The following is a 17,459-nucleotide window of genomic DNA, read 5'->3' as shown; positions in this document are numbered from 1 at the left end:
CCCGCACAGACGCTGACGCGTCTGCACGGGTCCCAGACGTCGCGGCTCCCCTCGGCCGGCTCGGGCCGGCCTTCACACCTGAAGCGCTGGTCCCGGCGGCATCTGGTGTTCCGTTGGTGCTCGACTGGGTGTCGTTCGGCATGTACAGCTGTACCTCGGTGCCTGACTCAGTGGAGCGGATGTGCGCCCTGCCTCCGGCCCGGTCCATTCGGCCGATGATCGACTCCCGAACGCCCATCCGGTCATCAGCGATCGTCTCAAGGGCGAAGCCGCTGCCACGGTCGCGCACGAACACGGCGTCTTCGGGCGCACTGGATTCGATGTACACCGAGGCGGGGCCAGCGTGCTTGATTGCGTTGAGGATAGCCTCCCGTGCAGCGGCTACCAGTGGTTCGTGATTGCTCTGGCGAGAGTCGCCGACGGCCACCACCTCTACCGGCACCGCGTGCAGCTCCTCCAATTCGGCGGCCACCGCCAGGATCTGATCTTTCAGGCTCCCAGTGTTCGCCGCGTTCTGCCGGTAGAGCCAGGAGCGCAGCTGCCGCTCCTGGCTGCGAGCAAGCCGCTCGACTGAAGCCGGGTCCGCCTTCTGCTTCTGAATCATTGCCAGAGTCTGCAGCACAGAGTCATGCAGGTGGGCGGCGATATCAGCCCGCTCCGCCTCCGCGGCCGCACGCGCACGGTCCACCTGCGAGGTCCGGTAGAGCTTGATGAACCAGGGGGCCAGCACCAGAGCGAGCCCGGCCAGCAGCATCGCGCCGACGATGATGCCGGTGATCAGCTCCCCGACGCCGACCAATCCGCCGGCAATGACCAGCACCGCGATGAGCACCAGCCCAGCACCGCCGGTGACCTGCCACAGGGCCGCGCTGCGCCGGATGGAATCACCCTGACCGTCCTCGGCCTGAGTTCGGTCGAGCTGGGACCAGGCAAGGATCACTCCGCCGAGGATCACTGCAGGGACGACGACGACCCGCCAATCGATGCTCACTCCTAGCAGCTGAGCCATCATCAGTGCACCCACGCCCAGCAGAGCTGCACCGATCAGCACCTCTGGGGAGGAGGTCAGGGCATCGAGCCCACGCTGCACGCGCGCTGAAGCACTCTGAGCAGGGTCATCCTGGGGCCGCGGCTCGAAGTCAGCGAGCGCACTCTCTCCGACTGCCGGTCCACTGAGCCCTCGGCTCGCAGCCCCGGGGCCGGGCTCATCCTCAGTGGGTACGAAGATCCAAAGCCAGCAGTAGAGCACCAGGCCGATGCCACCGGCGCAGGCAAGCAGGATGAACGCCACCCGTACCAGCGGCACGGAGAACCCCAGGTGCCGGGAAAGCCCCAGGCACACACCAGCCACCGGGGTGTCCAGGGCCCGGCGCAGCGGAGGATGCCGAGGCACCTGCTCCGGAACGGGCGTCGTCGTGTTCACAGCACCATAGTGTCACGCCCCGAACCCGCATCAACAGGGAATTCGAGCCGTACAGGGGGCAGATCAGGGTCAGATCAGGGGATTCCCGCATAGCGGCAGAGGCACTGAGGGAGGAACACTTGAGTTATGAGCACTTCACAGCACGGCCGGGCAGAAGCCGGCCATCAGATCTTCAACTGGGTCCGCACCCTGGGGGTGCACCGCCCCGACGGCGCGTGGGCCGGCGGCGTATTCGCTGCGACTGCGCAGAAGCTTGCCTGGGACACCGCCCTGGTGCGCGGCATCGGCGTAGTCGCCTTCATCATCTTCTTCTCTCCCATGGCGCTCTTCTACGGGCTCTCCTGGCTGTTCCTCCCAGACGCCCGGGGCCGGATCCATGCCCAGGAGGCGCTGCGCGGCTCTTACCCAGGAGGCTTCTGGGGTGCGGGGATCATGACCTTCGTCGGGGCGGTCAACGTCTTCACCCCGAATATCGTGGGGCCGTTCGCGATTCTGCTGAATCTGGCGATCATCGGGCTGGTGACGTGGCTGCTGTGGGCGATCTTCCGCGGCTACCAGCGCAACACCGACGGCGGAGCCTCTGAGGACAGCTCCCCAAAAGCCCATCCCTCCGCGCACCAGCCGCCTGAGTCGCAGGACAGGGCGAGCGCGGAGGAGAACCGCCGTGAGGATGGCAAACCTGCCTGGTACCCCAAGGCGGGGCCGGAACCTGCTGAACCGAAGCCCAGCAGTGCTTCTGCCTCATCCTCCTACACCTCCAGCGCACGCTACAGCACAGCTGATGACCCCTTTGCCGGAGGGCTGAAGGACTCCCCCGCCTCTCAGCGGACTCACCCTGAGGAGGACCCCCGGGAACGCGAGGAAAAGCGCCGCCGCAGGATGGTCAGCTACGGCCTGCTGCTGCTGGCGATTCCGCTGATCGCAGCTGCCATGTGGTTTGCCACCTCCATTGGCCTGGCCACCACCAATGCGGTGCTGCTGGGGCTGGCCGCGGTGGTCACCCTGCTGGCTCTGATGCACCTGTGGTCTGCGGTGCGCGGCACCAAGGGCCGCGCCGGCCTGCTGAGCACCTTCACCGCGCTGATGATGGTTGTGTTCCTGTTCGCCCCGGCGAGTCTGCAGGACAGCTCCAACTATGTGTTCGGCAACTACACCACCCAGTCAGACGCGGTGAACTCGGCTTTCTCCAACACCAGAGTGGATCTGCGGGACATCCGGGCGCAGGTGGCCGCTGAAGACGGAACAGACCTCGAGGACCTCGACGCCTTCCAGCATGAGGTGGAGGTCAACGCCGCGTTCGGCAACACCGAGATCATTGTTCCCGATGACATCCGGGTGGAGATCAACAATGGTCAGGCGCTGGGCAACCTGAACATCCGCACCGAGGGCCTGCATGACTCCAGCAGTGGCATCAGCGGTTCTGACTTCGTCCTGGGCGACTCCGACAGCAGCGAGCAGCTGGTGATCACCCTCAATGCTGCCTTCGGCAATATCACCGTCTACGACGAGACCACCTACAACCAGGAGGAGAGCGGCATTGTTGAGGATGCCGAGTCCAGCACCACCGGCTATCCCACACCCGGCGCACCATCCGGGTTCGATGCCGTGGAGCGGGATAATACTGTGAAGGAGAACCGATGAGCCCCAAGAATGACAACGACGCCGCCGGTACGGCTCCTCAGGACCGCCAGCCGACCGTACCGCTTCCCCCAGAGCCGGCTGATGTGGACGCTCTGCTTTCAGAGTCGCTGAAGGCCCAGACCGAACGGGACTTCACATGGAAGGAGCCCGAGCGAAAACCTCGCTGGTGGGAGCGTGCTGAGGCACAGCAGGACGCATATGCCCCTGGGCCTGCTGCGGTGGCTCCAACGTTCACCGGAGAGATGGCTGCGCCCTCCCCCCGGACGAGACAAGGCATGCGGTTGAGCTCGGTAGTCTTCGCCCTGGTGTGTCTGGTGCTGGCTGCCTGGGTGGTGGCCTCTGTGGCTTTCGGCCTCTCCGTGGACCCCCTGATGGTGGGACTGGTGATCTGTTCCTTGGCCGGTCTCTCCCTGATTATTGCGGGCATTCGCCCCAAACCCGGCACCAGGATCTGATCTCGGCCGCGTCTGGAAGATACGTCAAGCATAGAAGGACCCCCGGAGAATCTCCGGGGGTCCTTCTATGCTTGAGCTGAAAGTCAGCTGCTGCAAGAGCGGCTTTCTCCGCCCTTTAGGCGTGAAGGCCGCGAAAGCCTTCGTGGCCAAGAGGCGAGCGGGGCTTCCCCGCCGCCGGGACTAGCACTGTCACTTGAGGGTGACGGTGGCGCCGGCGCCCTCCAGGGCCTCCTTGGCCTTCTCTGCAGCTTCCTTGTCCACGCCCTCGAGGACAGCCTTGGGGGCGCCGTCGACCAGATCCTTGGCTTCCTTCAGGCCGAGGGAGGTCAGACCGCGCACCTCCTTGATGACGCCGATCTTCTTGTCACCAGCGGCCTCCAGGACGACGTCGAACTCAGTCTGCTCCTCAGCGGCTGCGGCCTCTCCGCCGCCTGCCGGGGCAGCTCCTGCCACGGCAACCGGGGCGGCTGCGGTCACGTCGAAGGTCTCCTCGAAGAGCTTCACGAACTCGGAGAGCTCGATCAGGGACAGCTCCTTGAAGTGCTCAATCAGTTCTTCGTTGGTCAGCTTAGCCATGGAATTGGCTCCTTAACTTTTGGTACGTAGTTGCTAAATGCGGATTGTGTGTTCGCGCTGACAAGTGTCAGGCTGCTTCTTCCTGCTGTGCGCGCAGGGCTTCCACGGTCCGTACGATCTTGGAGATCGGGGCCTGGAAGGTCGCGGCAGCCTTGGACTGGACGCCGATGAAGGCACCAGCCAGCTTGCCGAGCAGAACCTCACGGGATTCGAGATCCGCGAGCTTCTTGATCTCCTCCTCGCTCAGGGGCTTGCCATCCATGTAGCCGCCCTTGACGATGAGCTGAGGGTTGTCCTTGGCGAAGTCACGCAGCGCCTTGGCCACATCCACGGGGTCGCCGTGGACGAAGGCGATTGCGGAAGGACCGGACATCTTGCCGTCGAAGGCGTCGATGCCGATTTCCTTTGCCGCAATCTCGGTGAGCGTGTTCTTCACCACGGCGTAGTTCGCGTTCTCCCGCACCGACCGCCGCAGTGTCTGCAGCTGGCCGACGGAGAGGCCGCGGTATTCCGTGAGCACAGCAGCATTGGACTCGTTGAAGAGCTCTTTGAGCTCCTCAACGGCGGCTGCCTTCTCAGGATTCGCCATGGCACTCCTTCCGATGTTCTCTCAGGTTGCTGGCACCTTGAGGGCGTCAGCAACTGGTACAGCCGGTCAGCTCATCGGGCGTTGGGGCATAAGAAAAACCCCGCTGCACAGGTGCACGGGGCTCAAAGAGTCTTCTCACGACGACGCCATGCCGGCATCAGCGCGAAAAATTGCTTTGGCATTTCGCTCACCTGCGCAGGTCGCCCTATGTGGGTCTTTACAGTTGTGTCGCCCTCCGGAAGGCTTTCCGGTGACCGCGAAGCTCAGCGCCAACTGAATTTCGCACGACAACAACGACCGGCGGTCTTTGGTCAGTGAGTAACTCTACATGTGCGCAGCAAGGTCATCAAATCGACTCTCAGCCCGGAAAAACTCGACGGGTCCACAACTCAACTCCGGGAGGTCCTGAGATGAGCCAGCAGGTCGACAAGGGTAGATGTCCCGGCTTTCTACCAGAAGAGCGCCACCTCCTGTGCACAGCAGTGGGGCCGCCCGGGAGTTCTCGCCCAGGCGGCCCCACCGATCACTGGATTCGTTCACCCAGCTATATCCAGCGTAGTTGCGCTGTTACATGCTCAGGCCTTGCGGCTGAAGCGTCCGCGGTAGCCGAACACTGCCAATGCTCCGCCGAGCAGCAGAAGCAGACCAGCGATGATCCCGACCCCGGTGCTGCTCACACCGGTCTCAGCCAGCTCCTCGCCGTCCTCAGAGACCTCGCCGGCTGGCTCGTGGTCGTCCTCGGCGCCCTCTTCATCGGAGGCGCCATCGTCGTCCTCATCCTCGGGCGGGGTGGCGTCGTCATCGTCGTCGCCGGGAGCGTCGTCCTCATCCTCGGGCGGGGTGGCGTCGTCATCGTCGTCGCCGGGAGGTGTGGTGTCCTCACCGTCATCATCGTCGTCGTCCTCTGCATCGGGATCGACCACAGTGATGGTGATGGTGGCAGGAGCACTTGTGAGGCTTCCATCACTGGCGGTGAAGGTGAAGGAGACATCGCCCGTGAAGTCATCCGCAGGGGTGAACTCCCAGGAGGTTCCTTCGATCTCAAGCTCGCCGGCCTCCTCATCGATTCCGTCAGTGACGTTGATAGTCCACTCGGGATCATCAGTGTTGGTGTTGAGCTCGAAATCGCTGCCAACGGCTTCACCCTGATCGGTGGTGAAATCACCACCAAGTGCCACAGGTCCCTCGACCTGCTCAAAGGAGCCGCCCTGCAGGACCACAAAGGAATCATAGATTCCGTCGTTGACGTCTGCGACAACCAGCTTGATGGTGTTGAGCTCACCGGGTGTCACCGGAGCCGTGAAGGTCAGCACATTGGTGTAGCCGCCGATCTCGGTTCCGCTGTTGGGCCTTTCCCCGTCGTCATCCGGCTGGTTGTCGTTGTAGAGATCGGAGTTGGCCACACTGTTGATGTTCTCAATGGACACCGGCAGTGTCTCGCCGTCCTCCGACTCGAACAGTGCATAGTTCTGACCGTTGACGAAGAAGGCAAAGATGTCGTTGAAGCTAACGTTGCCGCCCGGTTCATCGCTGCCGTCGAGGAAGGTGTACTCATCTGAGGCGAAGACGTAGGAGAAGCGAACATTGGACTCTGTGGGAACGAAGCTGAACTCCAGCCCAGAAGCGTCCTGAGTCTCAGGGTTCGAGCCTTCATCAGCAGCACTGTCCAAGATCGCGTCCAGGTCAGAATCTCCGTCGCCATCCAGATCATCGTTGAAGGATCCGGAGCCAGTGCCGGTCATCGCTTGCCAAGACTCCGGAAGGTTGCCGGTGGAGAGCACAATGCCGGCGGGAATGCCCAGGGCGTCCCAGCCGGAGAACCGCCCGATCTGGAAGGCTTCGCCGAAGGACTGGACATTGTCGATGCTGGTGTCATCACCGATCAGCCCGGCGATGATCTCTTCAACGGTGAGATCCTCCCCGGTCTGGAGCGGCGGGACAGCAGTGACGACGACCTCAGCGCTATCCTCTTGCTCGCCGAACTCGTCGGACCAGGTCCAGCTGAAGGTCAGCGTCGTCTCACCGAAACCGAGCTCAAGAGTGTCGACATTCTGCGCGGCATCAAAGGTGAGGGTGCCGTCCTCTTCGACGGATGCGAATGTTGTATTGCCGCTCGGCGCTTCAACATCGACGCCCCACACACCTTCTGGGAAGCCCGTGGCAGTGATGACCGGTCCATCGACCTCGAAGCTGACATCGCCCTCATCCGAAGCTTCAATCTCCACAGTCACAGTGGCGTTGTCGGACTGCTCTTCGTTGTCCTCGAACCAGCTCCAAGAGAAGGTCAGCTCGTTCTCCCCAGGCTGAAGGCCAAGAGTGCTGATGTATTCGGCGGCGTCGAAGGTGAGGTTTCCGTACTCGTCGGGGGTCCCGGCACCTACACTCTGATCACCATGCTCTGCTCTGACGCTGAAAGCATCCGCTGGGAGGCCGGTAAGCTCAACGACAGAGCCATCGCTGGTGACGGAAGCTCCAGGCTCATCGCCGCTTTCTTCGTCCTCTGAGTCCTCCTCCTGGAAAGTGCCGAACTCCTCCTCTTCAGATTCATCCTCGTCGTCATTTTCCGAGGACTCACCGTCGTCATCCGAGCCCACCTCATCGTCAGCGCCCTCGGTGTCCTCGTCGCCCGACTCCTCTTCAGTCTCTTCGATCGACTGGTCCTCGAGATCGTCATCGTGGTTATCAGCCAGGACCGGTGCAGCGCCTACACCCAGAAGTCCCACGGTCACCGCGGGCCCGGCGATCAGCGCTGTTGCCAAGCGCGAGCGGCGCTTCAACTCTTCAGCCATAGTCGTTTTGTGCTCCCGTTCATTTGTGGTTCATGGTAAAAATCGTTTCGCACGTTCGCGCAGACAGACCGCGGCGGCCATCCGTTCATGTCGCCCACAGGACCTCGCGTCTGCGCACAGTGGACACTGTGTGAGCGTAAAGGTTCCATAAAGGGGAACTCAACAACTCCTCCGCCGTGTGACGTTTCTGTCACGCTCGAAGACCCGCACAGCACCTCAGAATGACAAGCAGCAGCATGTCCTCCCCAGTCACAACGCACCTTTCATTTTTGAACTAACCGCAACGGCCAGCACAACAGCCCGTGACACCCTCGTAATATTCCTCACAGCGGACATTAAGGTTCTGCAAAGCTGCCTTACGGGAGCCAGAAAACAGCAGAAGCCCGCCCCCAGCGCCGGGGAGCGGGCTTCTGCGAAGAATCCGGCCTGACGGCCGTCGTGATCGCTGATGGATCAGGCGTCGGCCACAACCACCTTGGTCACGTTGGAGTCCACGGCGATGCCGGGGCCGAAGGTGGTGGACACAGTGGCCTTCTGGATGTAACGCCCCTTGGAGGCAGAAGGCTTCAGGCGAAGAACCTCCTCCAGCACGGCGGCATAGTTCTCAGCCAGAGCCTTGGCGTCGAAGCTGGTCTTGCCGACGATGAAGTGCAGGTTGGAGTGCTTGTCGACGCGGAAGTCGATCTTGCCGCCCTTGATGTCAGTGACGGCCTTGGCCACATCCGGGGTCACAGTGCCGGTCTTGGGGTTCGGCATCAGGTTGCGGGGGCCCAGCACCTTGCCCAGGCGCCCCACCTTGCCCATCATGTCCGGGGAGGCCACGGCGGCGTCGAAGTCTGTCCAGCCCTCGGAAACCTTGGCGATCAGCTCGTCGCTGCCCACGAAGTCCGCGCCAGCCTCCTCAGCCTTAGCCACGTTGTCGCCCTGGGTGAAGACCACCACGCGGGCGGTCTTACCGGTGCCGTGCGGCAGGTTCACGGTGCCGCGGACCATCTGGTCGGCCTTGCGGGGGTCCACCGAGAGCCGCATGGCGACCTCGACGGTGGCATCGGACTTGGACGGGTTGGTCTCCTTGGCCAGGGCTACCGCCTCAGCCGGAGAGTAGACAGTGTCCTCGCCGATCTTCTCGGCTGCTGCCTGATATGCTTTGCTGCGCTTTGCCATCTGCGTTTTCTCCTTAGCAGTTGTGGTACACGGGCCGCGCTCGGCCCCTCCCACTGCCCGGCATAGCCGGGCATTTCGATATTTCAGTACTGAATGTCAGATACTCTCCGTGAATACTCAGCTTCGCCGGATCAGGCGGAGAGAATCTGGCAGTCGAGGCATCAGCCGTCGACGGTGATGCCCATGGAGCGGGCGGTGCCGGCCACGATCTTGGAGGCAGCGGCAACATCGTTGGCGTTGAGGTCCTCCATCTTGGTCTGGGCGATCTCTTCGACCTGGGCCTGAGTCAGCTTGCCGACCTTCTCGGTGTGGGGAACACCTGATCCCTTCTTGACTCCGGCGGCCTTCTTGATCAGCTCAGCAGCCGGCGGGGTCTTGGTGATGAAGGTGAAGGAGCGGTCTTCGTAAACGGTGATCTCCACCGGCACCACATTGCCGCGCTGGTTCTCAGTCGCCGCATTGTAGGCCTTGCAGAACTCCATGATGTTGACGCCGTGCTGACCGAGCGCAGGGCCGATGGGCGGTGCCGGGTTGGCAGCACCTGCCTGGATCTGCAGTTTGATCAGACCGGTGACCTTTTTCTTCGGGGCCATAATCTGTCCTTACTTATTCCGTGCGTCCAACGGCCACAGGAGCGTGGGCGCTGGGGTGAGCGGACCTGGCCGGTCCGCCCGGTTCGTCGTCGTTCCTCCAAAGCATCCAGGAACGACGACGAGAGCTTCAGTAGATCTTCTCCACCTGGTTGAAATTCAGCGTCACCGGGGTCTCACGCTCGAAGATGGACACCAGCACCACCAGCGTGCGGGCATCTGCGTTGATCTCGGAAATGGTCGCCGGCAGGGTGGCGAAAGGACCATCGGTGACGGTGACGGACTCGCCGACCTCGAAGTCGACCTTGACATCGTCGGCTGGAGCCGGGGCCGCGGTCTCCACGCCGTCGACGACCTCGACCTTCTTCTCCCCGGGCTTGCCCAGGCGGTGCTCTGCGAGCATGGTGAACACCTCATCGGTGCTCAGCGGCTGCGGGTCATGGGCATTGCCGACGAATCCGGTCACGCCCGGGGTGTGCCGGACAACGCCCCAGGACTCATCGGTGAGCTCCATGCGCACCAGCACGTAGCCGGGGATCCGCACCCGGGTCACGACCTTGCGCTGGGTGTTCTTGATCTCCACGACCTCTTCCATGGGGACATCGATCTCGTAGATCTGGTCCTCCATGTCCTGTGTCTGGATACGGGTCTCCAGGTTGGACTTCACGCGCTTTTCGTAGCCGGCGTAGGTGTGCACCACGAACCAATCGCCCAGGCCGCGGCGGAGCTCACCCCTGAGCTCGTCTGCGCGCTGCTCGTAGGTCTTCTCCTCTTCCGCGGGCGCCTCGGCAGTCTGCACTGCCTCGTCCTGCGTCAGTTCCTGATCAGACACGTTTCTCCTTGGGTCAAATGTGGTGCTTGCGCCGGCTGACGCCGGCTCAATCAGTTGTTTCGTCCCGGCTAGGCGCCTGCGCCGCCGCCGAAGACGAGGCCTGCTAGACGGTCCAGACCCCAGTCCAGAGCGGAGACGATGCCGATCACGATCAGCACAAACACCAGGACCACGAGCGTGTAGTTCACCAGTTCCCGCCGGGTGGGAACGATGACCTTCCTCAGCTCGTCGAAGACCTGCTTGAGGAACAGCCAGACACGGGCGAATGGGTTCTTCGGGCGCGAGCCGCCGCCGGATGCTCCGTTGACGTCTGTCACGGGTGTCTGGGACACGAAGACTCCATCTGCTTGCTGTGAACTTCTAAGGTGCTCCCCGCAGGCCGGGGATCGCAGGGCAGACAGGACTCGAACCTGCAACCTACGGTTTTGGAGACCGTTGCGCTACCAATTGCGCCACTGCCCTATCAGGCATACATTCTCACAGGTGCGAGGGCATGCCCAGTAGAGGTGTTCAAGACACCGGCAGTCCAGTCTACGCCCGGCAGGGAAATAACACCAACTGCCCAGGATTTCCCCCGGTATACGAGCACGACGCCGCCAGATAAGGTTGACACTGTCGCCGCCATATGTGCCCGCCTCCGGAAAGGACACCCCTGCCATGACACTTCCCCAGCGTCGAGTCTCAGCCCGCATCGGGTCGATCGCCGAATCCGCCACCATGAAAGTGGACGCCAAGGCGAAGGCGCTCAAAGCCGCAGGAGAAGATGTCATCGGCTTCGGCGCCGGCGAGCCGGACTTTCCGACCCCTGAGCACATCGTGGAGGCCGCGGTCGCCGCCGCCAAGGACCCGAAGAACCATAAGTACACCCCGGCTGCAGGCCTGCCCGAGCTGCGCGAAGCGATTGCGGAGAAGACCACCCGGGACTCGGAGCTCTCCGCCGAGGCCTCCCAGGTATTGGTGACCAACGGCGGCAAGCAGGCGGTCTATGCCAGCCTGGCCGCTCTGCTGGACCCAGGGGACCAGGTCATCGTCCCCTCGCCCTACTGGACGACCTACCCCGAGGCCATCAAACTGGCCGGAGGATCCACCGTCGAGGTCTTCGCCGGACCCGAGCAGGACTATAAGGTCACCGTCGACCAGCTGGAGGCCGCGGTGACCGAGCGGACCAAGGCGATGCTGTTCGTGTCCCCGTCGAACCCCACCGGAGCGGTCTACTCCCCGGAGGAGACCCGGGCCATCGGCCGCTGGGCCGCTGAGCGCGGGCTGTGGGTCATCACCGACGAGATCTACGAGAAGCTCACCTACGACGGCGTGCCCTTCACCTCTATCGCCTCAGTGCCGGAGCTGGCCGAGCAGGTGGTCATCCTCTCCGGTGTGGCCAAGACCTACGCCATGACCGGGTGGCGCGTGGGCTGGATGGTGGGCCCGGCCGATGTCATCAAGGCCGCCAGCACGCTGCAGACCCATCTGACCTCGAACGTGGCCAATGTCTCCCAGCGGGCAGCACTGGCGGCGGTGACCGGTCCGGTTGAGCCGGTTGAGCAGATGCGCCAGGCCTTCGACAGGCGGCGGAAGACCATAGTGGAGAAGCTCAACCGGGTCTCCGGGTTCCAGACCCCGGTTCCGCAGGGGGCGTTCTACGCCTATGTAGACGCCCGCGGTGCTCTGGACACCGAGATCGGCGGCACCTCCCCCAGCTCCACCGCCGAATTGGCTGAGCTGATTCTGGAACAAGCCAAGGTCGCGGTGGTCCCCGGGGAGGCTTTCGGCCCCTCCGGCTACCTGCGGCTGTCCTACGCCCTGGGCGACGACGACTTGGTCGAGGGAATCAGCCGGATCGAAGATCTCTTGGGCAGCACGTGAACATGGCGGCGTCGTCGTCATAGACTGATGACTGAACCACCTGCCGAGGATGCCAGGAACTGAGACATTTCGCCTACTGCGAGAAAGAAGTGACCCATCCCATGCGCATTGGACTCATGACCTCAGGCGGTGACTGCCCCGGGCTCAACGCAGTGATCCGCTCGGCCGTGCTGCACGGCATCAAATCCTACGGCGACGAGTTCGTCGGCTTCCGGGCCGGCTGGAGAGGCGTGATCGAGGCCGACTACTTCGAGCTCGGCCGCCAGAACGTGCGCGGCATCAGCCGGGAGGGCGGCACGATCCTGGGCACCTCGCGGACCCATCCCTACAACCACCCCGGCGGCGGCCCGGAGAACATGGCCAAGACGCTCAAGCGCCACGAGATCGACGCGGTGATCGCGATCGGCGGAGAGGGAACCCTGGCAGGGGCCAAGCGCCTGGCCGATGCGGGCATCCCGGTGGTGGGTGTGCCCAAGACCATCGACAATGATCTCAACGCCACCGATTACACCTTCGGATTCGACACTGCCATCTCCATCGCCACGGACGCCATGGACCGTCTGCGCACCACCGGAGAGTCCCACCACAGGTGCATGGTCTCCGAAGTGATGGGCCGGCACGTGGGGTGGATCGCGCTGCATTCAGGGATGGCCGCCGGTGCGCACGCGATTCTCATCCCGGAGCAGCGGGTGAACATCGATCAGGTCTGCGAATGGGTGGAGCAGGTCCACTCCCGCGGCCGCGCACCGTTGGTGGTGGTGGCCGAGGGCTTCATTCCCGACGATGCCGAAGAAGCACTGGCCGGCAAGGGCCAGGAAGCAGACGGACGCCCTCGGCTGGGCGGCATCGGCGAGTTCATCACCGCCCAGATAGAACAGCGGACCGGGATCGAGACCCGCAACACCACGCTGGGACATATTCAGCGCGGCGGCAACCCCACAGGCTACGACCGGGTGCTGGCCACCCGGTTCGGCATCAAGGCACTGGATCTGGTGCACGAAGGCGCCTGGGGGCATATGGCGTCCCTACGCGGCACGGAGATCGTCACCATGGGGCTGACTGAGGCGCTGGACGGGCTCAAAGAGGTACCGGCCCAGCGCTACGAAGAGGCAAAGATCCTCTTCGGCCGGTAAGCAACCATCACCTCTTGCGCCTGACCTGCCGGCCGAACAGCGCAGGCTTTGAACTTCAGAGCGGGTTATTTCACGCGCTATCAGCCACAACGCGCGCTGTTTACGAGTCTTCGGCGTCAGCGGCGGGGACCACGCAGGAAGTCCCCCTGTGGTCGCCCGACATTCCTCCCGGCGTCGGGGCGGACGATGACTTCCTGCGCGGCAGCATAGAAACTCGGCAAGGCAGGCTCCTCTTGCGTCTCCTGCACATCCTGGTTCAGGTCCCGCACGACCAGCTGGGCCTGCGGATCCACTTTGCGCTTGACCAGCGCCAGCGCGATCGGCCCGGCCTCATGGTGCCGGGCCACCGAGGTGACCGCACCAACCGCACGCTCCTTGGCCAGTGCGTCGACATCCGAAGCATCTGCGGGAGCCAGCACCTCTGATCCCACCGCGGGCAGGGTGTGCTCGGAGCCGTCCAAGTGAAGGAAGACCAGGCGGCGGGGCGGATGGCCCAGGTTGTGCACCCGGGCCACTGTCTCCTGACCCTTGTAGCAGCCCTTGCTCAGGTGCACCGCGGTGCGGATCAGGTCTAATTCGTGCGGAATGGCCTTAGCATCGACCTCATAGGCCAGCCGGGGACGCCAGGCGGCGATCCGCAGCGCCTCTGCTGCGAAACACCCGGCAAGCTGCCAGCCTTCGGCCTCGAGATACGTGACAACATCCTCCAGGCTCTCCCGCGGCACCATAGTCAGGTGCCATGTCCACCCTTGTCCGGGATGGTCGGCGTCGTCGATTGCCGAATAGGACTCCGCTCCGGGGCCCAAACGCGGCCACGGGTCCTTCCACTGTGCAGGCGAGGCGCACGGCAGCCCCTCGGGAAGTAGGGACGTGCTGCCCAGCACGGCGAACTCGGAGGTTCGGTCGGCGATCTCCACCCGGAAGGTGAACTTCATGGCTTCCAGCCAGTCGGCCAGGGCCGGACCGTGGGACGCCTCGGTGATGAGCCACGCCGTCTCGCCATCGTCGGTGATAGCCGGGGCGTGCTCGATTCGCCCGGCAATGTCCAGCAGCAGCAGCTCCGAGGAGTCCCCCGGGGCAAGATCCGTCACCTGCTGGGAGGAGAGCGTGAACAGCAGCGAAAGCCGGTCAGGACCGGAGACCGTGATGACTGCGCGGTGCGACAGGTCCACCACCGCGGCACCCGACTCCAAGGCACGCTGCTCCGCCACGGGATTCCCGTAGTGGGCGGCGACTCCCCCGTCGGCGCTGGTCGCACCGGCGGAGAAGCCTTGCTCGGGCTCCGACGCAGCCTGTACAGACGCCGACGTGTCTGCACGGGCACCAGACGGCGCGGCCTCCCTCGGCCGACTCTCGCCGGCCTTCACGCCTGAAGCAGTTTCCGCGGCCACGGCGCCGGCGCGGTTCAGCAGTGGCGACCGGTATGTCACAGGTGGAATCAGCGCTGACCCTTGAACAGCCGGGAGAGCACCACAAAGCTGATCCAGCCGATGATGACCACGGACAGGACCAGCAGGCCGATGAAGAAGGCCTCCAGGGCAAGAATCTGTGCTTCGCTCATGGCACCATCCTATCTGAACTACGCAAAGAGCAGCCGTTCGGTGAAGTAGACCAGTGCGCCCATGGCTGCGATGGGCGCAGCACCCACGGCCAAACGGGACAGCACCTGCTCCGGGGCGCCCTGGAGGAGGAGAAAGCGCCGGAAGCTGGCCAGCAGCGCCCCTGCCGCCACGCCGAGCACACCGGCGAACAGCAGCGTCAGCTCACCCCAAGCCAGCGCGGTGCCCAGTGAGGCTGCTGCTGAGGCGGCAACAATCAGGGGAAGCACCACCGCGTCACGGGCAGGAATGCACGCCGCGAGGGTTCCCGCCAGCAGCGCGAAGGCTGCCAGCGCCACCACGGAGAGCTCACCGCCGGGTCCGGTCACGCCCAGGACGCCCCACTCTTCATAGGGGACCAGGCCCCGCACCCGCAGATCAGCCAGCCCCGCACCGTTCTCAGCCTCAGCCATACCGGCCGGGTAGCGCAGTGCGGCGACCCAGCCCGCCGCCGTCGTCGTCATCACCACACCCGCACAGGCGCCCAGGGTGGATTCAAGCCGATGCGGCCTGCCGGAGCCACGCAGGACCTGGATGGTGAAGACCACCATCACCCCGAAGGCCAGCGAGACCGAGGACCAGAAGAACAGCGATTCCACCCTGGTGACGATCGCCGCACCCAGGGCAGCCACCACGCCAGCGGCCAAAATCACCGCTGAGAGCGACTTCCGTGCAGAGACACCCATCAGCTGCGGCCAGCCCACTGCGACCACTGCGCAGAGCGCGCAGACCACGGCCGTGAGTGCGGCCACGCCGGCCCATGAGGCGGCGGCGAGCGCACCGGCACCGACCAGGGCAGCGAGCGCGACAGGCAGGTGTTTCATGGTCTCCATCCTGCCAGAGCAACGAACATGGATATACTCAACGCGATCACTCACATAATTTTCATAATGTGGAAATATAGGTTGCGGTGATGCGAATCACAGCAATGCAAGGCGCGCCGAAACCCCCTAGAGTGTCAGACTTGATCACTACTGCAGGACAGAGAGGAATGACCGATGGCTCAGGTGCTTCTGCTCTCTGACGCCCCGGAAGATGCCCTGCCTTCGCTGGAGCTGCTCAACCACCGGATCCGCTCCTTCCCGGCTGAGGCCTCCTCTATTGTGCGGGCCCCGAATGTGGACATCACGCTCATCGATGCGCGCAGCAACCTCGCCCATGCCCGCTCCCTGTGCCAGCTGGTGAAGACCTCGATGCTCTCACCGGTGATCGTGGTGGTGACTGAGACCGGCCTGCCCACGCTGAACGAAACGTGGCAGGCAGACAGTTTTGTGCTGACCGAGGCTTCACCGGGTGAGGTGGACGCCCGCATTCGCATGGCCTCGGTCGAGACTGAGGATGTGGCTCCGGCCGGCGAGATCCGTGCCGGTGCGATCGTGATCGATGAGACCACCTATATGGCCACCATCCACGGCAAGCTGCTGAATCTCACCTATAAGGAGTTCGAGCTCCTCAAGCACCTCGCGCTGCATCCGGGCCAGGTCTTCACCCGCGACCGCCTGCTGCATGATGTGTGGGGCTACGACTACTTCGGCGGCACCCGGACGGTAGATGTGCATATCCGCCGGCTGCGCTCCAAGCTGGGCCCGGAGCATGAGTCGCTGATCGGCACCGTGCGCAATGTGGGGTACCGGCTCCTGACCGGCGGCACCGATCACCAGGAATCCAACGGCGACGCCGACGCCGCCTGAGGGCTCAGCGGACTAGGCTGATGGTGTGGCTGAGAACAACGAGACCATGACCGTGGAGCTGGTGGAGGGCGCGCCCGCCTCCGAGCAGCGCGAGGCTCTACGGGAACTCACCGCAGCCGCGCAGGCCGCAGACGGTTCCCCTCCGTTCGGGGACCAGACCTGGGTGGAGCTGAATAAGAACGACGCCGCCGCGGCCCCACTGGTCATCGCCTACGCCTGGGTGCCGGCAAACCACGGCAGCCGGGGCAGGCTGGCCGGCGCGGGCGTCGTCGTGCTGGGCGGCACTGTGTTGGATGGCGCTGCGCTGGGTGGTGCCGAGGCTGAGGACCCGGAGAGCGCAGCCGGGGAGACCGCGCCCCATGTCCTGGAGCTGGCCGTGCACCCAGAGTGGCGCCAACGCGGTGTGGCCACTGAGATCGCCACCGCGCTGAGCCTGATGCCGTTGGCGAATCACCCGGGAGCGGCCTTACGCGCCTGGGCCCACGGAGGACATCCCGGCGGACCCAGGCTTGCCGCCCGGTTCGGCTGGCACCCGGTCCGCGAGCTGTGGCAGATGCGCTTGGAAAACCACGTGAAGCTCCCCGCCGCTGAGCTTCCCCAGCAGGTCCGGCTACGCAGCTTCCGCCCTGGTCAGGACGATCAGGCCTGGGTGGCTGCCAACGCCGAAGCCTTCGCCGATCACCCCGAGCAGGGGCGCCTCACCATTGACGACCTGCATGCCCGGATGGCCGAGGACTGGTTCTCCGCCGAAGGATTCCTGCTCGCCGAAGAAGCGGGCCGCCTGCTGGGCTTTCACTGGACCAAGCTGCACACCGAGGATGGTGAGCGGCTCGGGGAGGTCTACGCGGTGGGCGTGGTCCCGGCCGCCCAGGGGCGCAGGCTCGGGGCGGCTCTGACCGTGGCGGGGATTGAGCATCTGCGCCAGCAGCAGGTCGCAGCGGTCATCCTCTACGTCGACGCGGAGAACACAGCAGCCGCGGGGCTCTACACAAAGCTGGGATTCAGCGTCCAGAACACCGACGTGCAGTACGCCCCTGACAAGGAAGTCGGCGCGAGCCGGCCGAGGGGAGCCGCGACGTCTGGGACCCGTGCAGACGCGTCAGCGTCTGTGCGGG

General features: G+C 64.2%; 17 protein-coding genes and 1 tRNA gene. 6 read left to right on the top strand and 12 right to left on the bottom strand.

Annotated features, from left to right (window positions below; genetic code table 11):
* Positions 1-1,423 (bottom strand): PspC domain-containing protein (locus DVO78_RS09825; protein ID WP_157983983.1); only part of this gene is annotated, 1,423 nt, incomplete at its 3' end.
* A 126-nt stretch (positions 1,424-1,549) separates the two neighbouring features.
* Here DVO78_RS09825 and DVO78_RS09820 point away from each other — a divergent pair.
* Entirely contained in the window at positions 1,550-3,064 is a 1,515-nt protein-coding gene (locus DVO78_RS09820) for a PspC domain-containing protein (RefSeq protein WP_120004683.1), read from the top strand.
* Entirely contained in the window at positions 3,061-3,519 is a 459-nt protein-coding gene (locus DVO78_RS09815) for a hypothetical protein (protein WP_120004681.1), read from the top strand. Before DVO78_RS09820 ends, DVO78_RS09815 begins: the two co-directional genes overlap by 4 nt.
* A gap of 189 nt (positions 3,520-3,708) precedes the next feature.
* Here the strand turns inward: DVO78_RS09815 and rplL are convergent, their stop codons facing one another.
* The 8 genes from rplL to DVO78_RS09775 all read right to left on the bottom strand — a co-directional run bounded on the left by rplL (position 3,709) and on the right by DVO78_RS09775 (position 10,521).
* Positions 3,709-4,095, bottom strand: coding sequence for a 50S ribosomal protein L7/L12 (gene rplL, locus DVO78_RS09810; protein WP_120004679.1), 387 nt, complete (start codon positions 4,093-4,095; stop codon positions 3,709-3,711).
* A 67-nt stretch (positions 4,096-4,162) separates the two neighbouring features.
* The gene (gene rplJ / locus DVO78_RS09805) at positions 4,163-4,684 is read right to left on the bottom strand and encodes a 50S ribosomal protein L10 (protein WP_120004677.1); all 522 of its coding nucleotides are present in this window, start codon (positions 4,682-4,684) and stop codon (positions 4,163-4,165) included.
* A 575-nt stretch (positions 4,685-5,259) separates the two neighbouring features.
* On the bottom strand, positions 5,260-7,473 hold the full coding sequence (locus DVO78_RS09800) for a choice-of-anchor L domain-containing protein (protein ID WP_120004676.1): 2,214 nt from the start codon (positions 7,471-7,473) through the stop codon (positions 5,260-5,262).
* Positions 7,474-7,926: 453 nt separating this feature from the next.
* Positions 7,927-8,637, bottom strand: coding sequence for a 50S ribosomal protein L1 (gene rplA / locus DVO78_RS09795; RefSeq protein ID WP_120004674.1), 711 nt, complete (start codon positions 8,635-8,637; stop codon positions 7,927-7,929).
* 161 nt (positions 8,638-8,798) lie between these two features.
* Positions 8,799-9,230 carry a 50S ribosomal protein L11 gene (gene rplK, locus DVO78_RS09790; RefSeq protein ID WP_120004672.1) on the bottom strand — a complete coding sequence of 144 codons (432 nt, stop codon included), beginning with the start codon at positions 9,228-9,230 and terminating at the stop codon, positions 8,799-8,801.
* Positions 9,231-9,357: 127 nt separating this feature from the next.
* On the bottom strand, positions 9,358-10,113 hold the full coding sequence (gene nusG, locus DVO78_RS09785) for a transcription termination/antitermination protein NusG (protein ID WP_420799088.1): 756 nt from the start codon (positions 10,111-10,113) through the stop codon (positions 9,358-9,360).
* Positions 10,114-10,127: 14 nt separating this feature from the next.
* Positions 10,128-10,391: a preprotein translocase subunit SecE gene (gene secE / locus DVO78_RS09780; RefSeq protein WP_120004669.1), complete on the bottom strand. Its 264-nt coding sequence runs from the start codon at positions 10,389-10,391 to the stop codon at positions 10,128-10,130.
* A gap of 57 nt (positions 10,392-10,448) precedes the next feature.
* Positions 10,449-10,521, bottom strand: a tRNA-Trp gene (locus tag DVO78_RS09775).
* Between the two features lie 195 nt (positions 10,522-10,716).
* On the opposite strand from DVO78_RS09775, the gene DVO78_RS09770 reads away from it, so the two are divergent.
* Together DVO78_RS09770 and DVO78_RS09765 are read left to right on the top strand one after the other, a co-directional pair.
* Positions 10,717-11,922: a pyridoxal phosphate-dependent aminotransferase gene (locus DVO78_RS09770; RefSeq protein ID WP_120004667.1), complete on the top strand. Its 1,206-nt coding sequence runs from the start codon at positions 10,717-10,719 to the stop codon at positions 11,920-11,922.
* Between the two features lie 101 nt (positions 11,923-12,023).
* Positions 12,024-13,055, top strand: a complete 1,032-nt coding sequence (locus DVO78_RS09765; protein ID WP_120004665.1) for a 6-phosphofructokinase — start codon at positions 12,024-12,026, stop codon at positions 13,053-13,055.
* 116 nt (positions 13,056-13,171) lie between these two features.
* On the opposite strand, the gene ygfZ is transcribed toward DVO78_RS09765, so the two are convergent.
* From ygfZ to DVO78_RS09755, 3 genes are read right to left on the bottom strand one after another with little or no spacing between them, the layout of a single operon-like run.
* Positions 13,172-14,485 carry a CAF17-like 4Fe-4S cluster assembly/insertion protein YgfZ gene (gene ygfZ / locus DVO78_RS09760; protein ID WP_238385240.1) on the bottom strand — a complete coding sequence of 438 codons (1,314 nt, stop codon included), beginning with the start codon at positions 14,483-14,485 and terminating at the stop codon, positions 13,172-13,174.
* A gap of 8 nt (positions 14,486-14,493) precedes the next feature.
* Positions 14,494-14,616 (bottom strand): hypothetical protein, encoded by a 123-nt coding sequence (locus DVO78_RS18170; protein ID WP_274380753.1) that lies wholly within the window; start codon positions 14,614-14,616, stop codon positions 14,494-14,496.
* An 18-nt stretch (positions 14,617-14,634) separates the two neighbouring features.
* Entirely contained in the window at positions 14,635-15,477 is an 843-nt protein-coding gene (locus tag DVO78_RS09755; protein WP_157983982.1) for a hypothetical protein, read from the bottom strand.
* 174 nt (positions 15,478-15,651) lie between these two features.
* Here DVO78_RS09755 and DVO78_RS09750 point away from each other — a divergent pair, with 174 nt between their 5' ends.
* Complete coding sequence (locus DVO78_RS09750) at positions 15,652-16,344, top strand: response regulator transcription factor (protein ID WP_120004662.1); 693 nt, start codon at positions 15,652-15,654, stop codon at positions 16,342-16,344.
* Positions 16,345-16,369: 25 nt separating this feature from the next.
* The coding region (mshD, locus tag DVO78_RS09745) for a mycothiol synthase (protein WP_238385239.1) at positions 16,370-17,459 on the top strand (1,090 nt) is incomplete at its 3' end.

The organism is Nesterenkonia muleiensis, assembly GCF_003600155.1.
Lineage (GTDB): Bacteria > Actinomycetota > Actinomycetes > Actinomycetales > Micrococcaceae > Nesterenkonia > Nesterenkonia muleiensis.
The sequence above is the reverse complement of the archived record's forward strand: the minus strand, read 5'-3'. Positions and strand labels throughout refer to the sequence as shown.

Bases quoted from the DNA above. Each gene is read 5' to 3' on its own strand.
- DVO78_RS09820 (WP_120004683.1), top strand. From the start codon at position 1,550: ATGAGCACTTCACAGCACGGCCGGGCAGAAGCCGGCCATCAGATCTTC.
- DVO78_RS09815 (WP_120004681.1), top strand. From the start codon at position 3,061: ATGAGCCCCAAGAATGACAACGACGCCGCCGGTACGGCTCCTCAGGAC.
- rplL (WP_120004679.1), bottom strand. From the start codon at position 4,095: ATGGCTAAGCTGACCAACGAAGAACTGATTGAGCACTTCAAGGAGCTG.
- rplJ (WP_120004677.1), bottom strand. From the start codon at position 4,684: ATGGCGAATCCTGAGAAGGCAGCCGCCGTTGAGGAGCTCAAAGAGCTC.
- DVO78_RS09800 (WP_120004676.1), bottom strand. From the start codon at position 7,473: ATGGCTGAAGAGTTGAAGCGCCGCTCGCGCTTGGCAACAGCGCTGATC.
- rplA (WP_120004674.1), bottom strand. From the start codon at position 8,637: ATGGCAAAGCGCAGCAAAGCATATCAGGCAGCAGCCGAGAAGATCGGC.
- rplK (WP_120004672.1), bottom strand. From the start codon at position 9,230: ATGGCCCCGAAGAAAAAGGTCACCGGTCTGATCAAACTGCAGATCCAG.
- DVO78_RS09770 (WP_120004667.1), top strand. From the start codon at position 10,717: ATGACACTTCCCCAGCGTCGAGTCTCAGCCCGCATCGGGTCGATCGCC.
- DVO78_RS09765 (WP_120004665.1), top strand. From the start codon at position 12,024: ATGCGCATTGGACTCATGACCTCAGGCGGTGACTGCCCCGGGCTCAAC.
- DVO78_RS18170 (WP_274380753.1), bottom strand. From the start codon at position 14,616: ATGAGCGAAGCACAGATTCTTGCCCTGGAGGCCTTCTTCATCGGCCTG.
- DVO78_RS09755 (WP_157983982.1), bottom strand. From the start codon at position 15,477: ATGAAACACCTGCCTGTCGCGCTCGCTGCCCTGGTCGGTGCCGGTGCG.
- DVO78_RS09750 (WP_120004662.1), top strand. From the start codon at position 15,652: ATGGCTCAGGTGCTTCTGCTCTCTGACGCCCCGGAAGATGCCCTGCCT.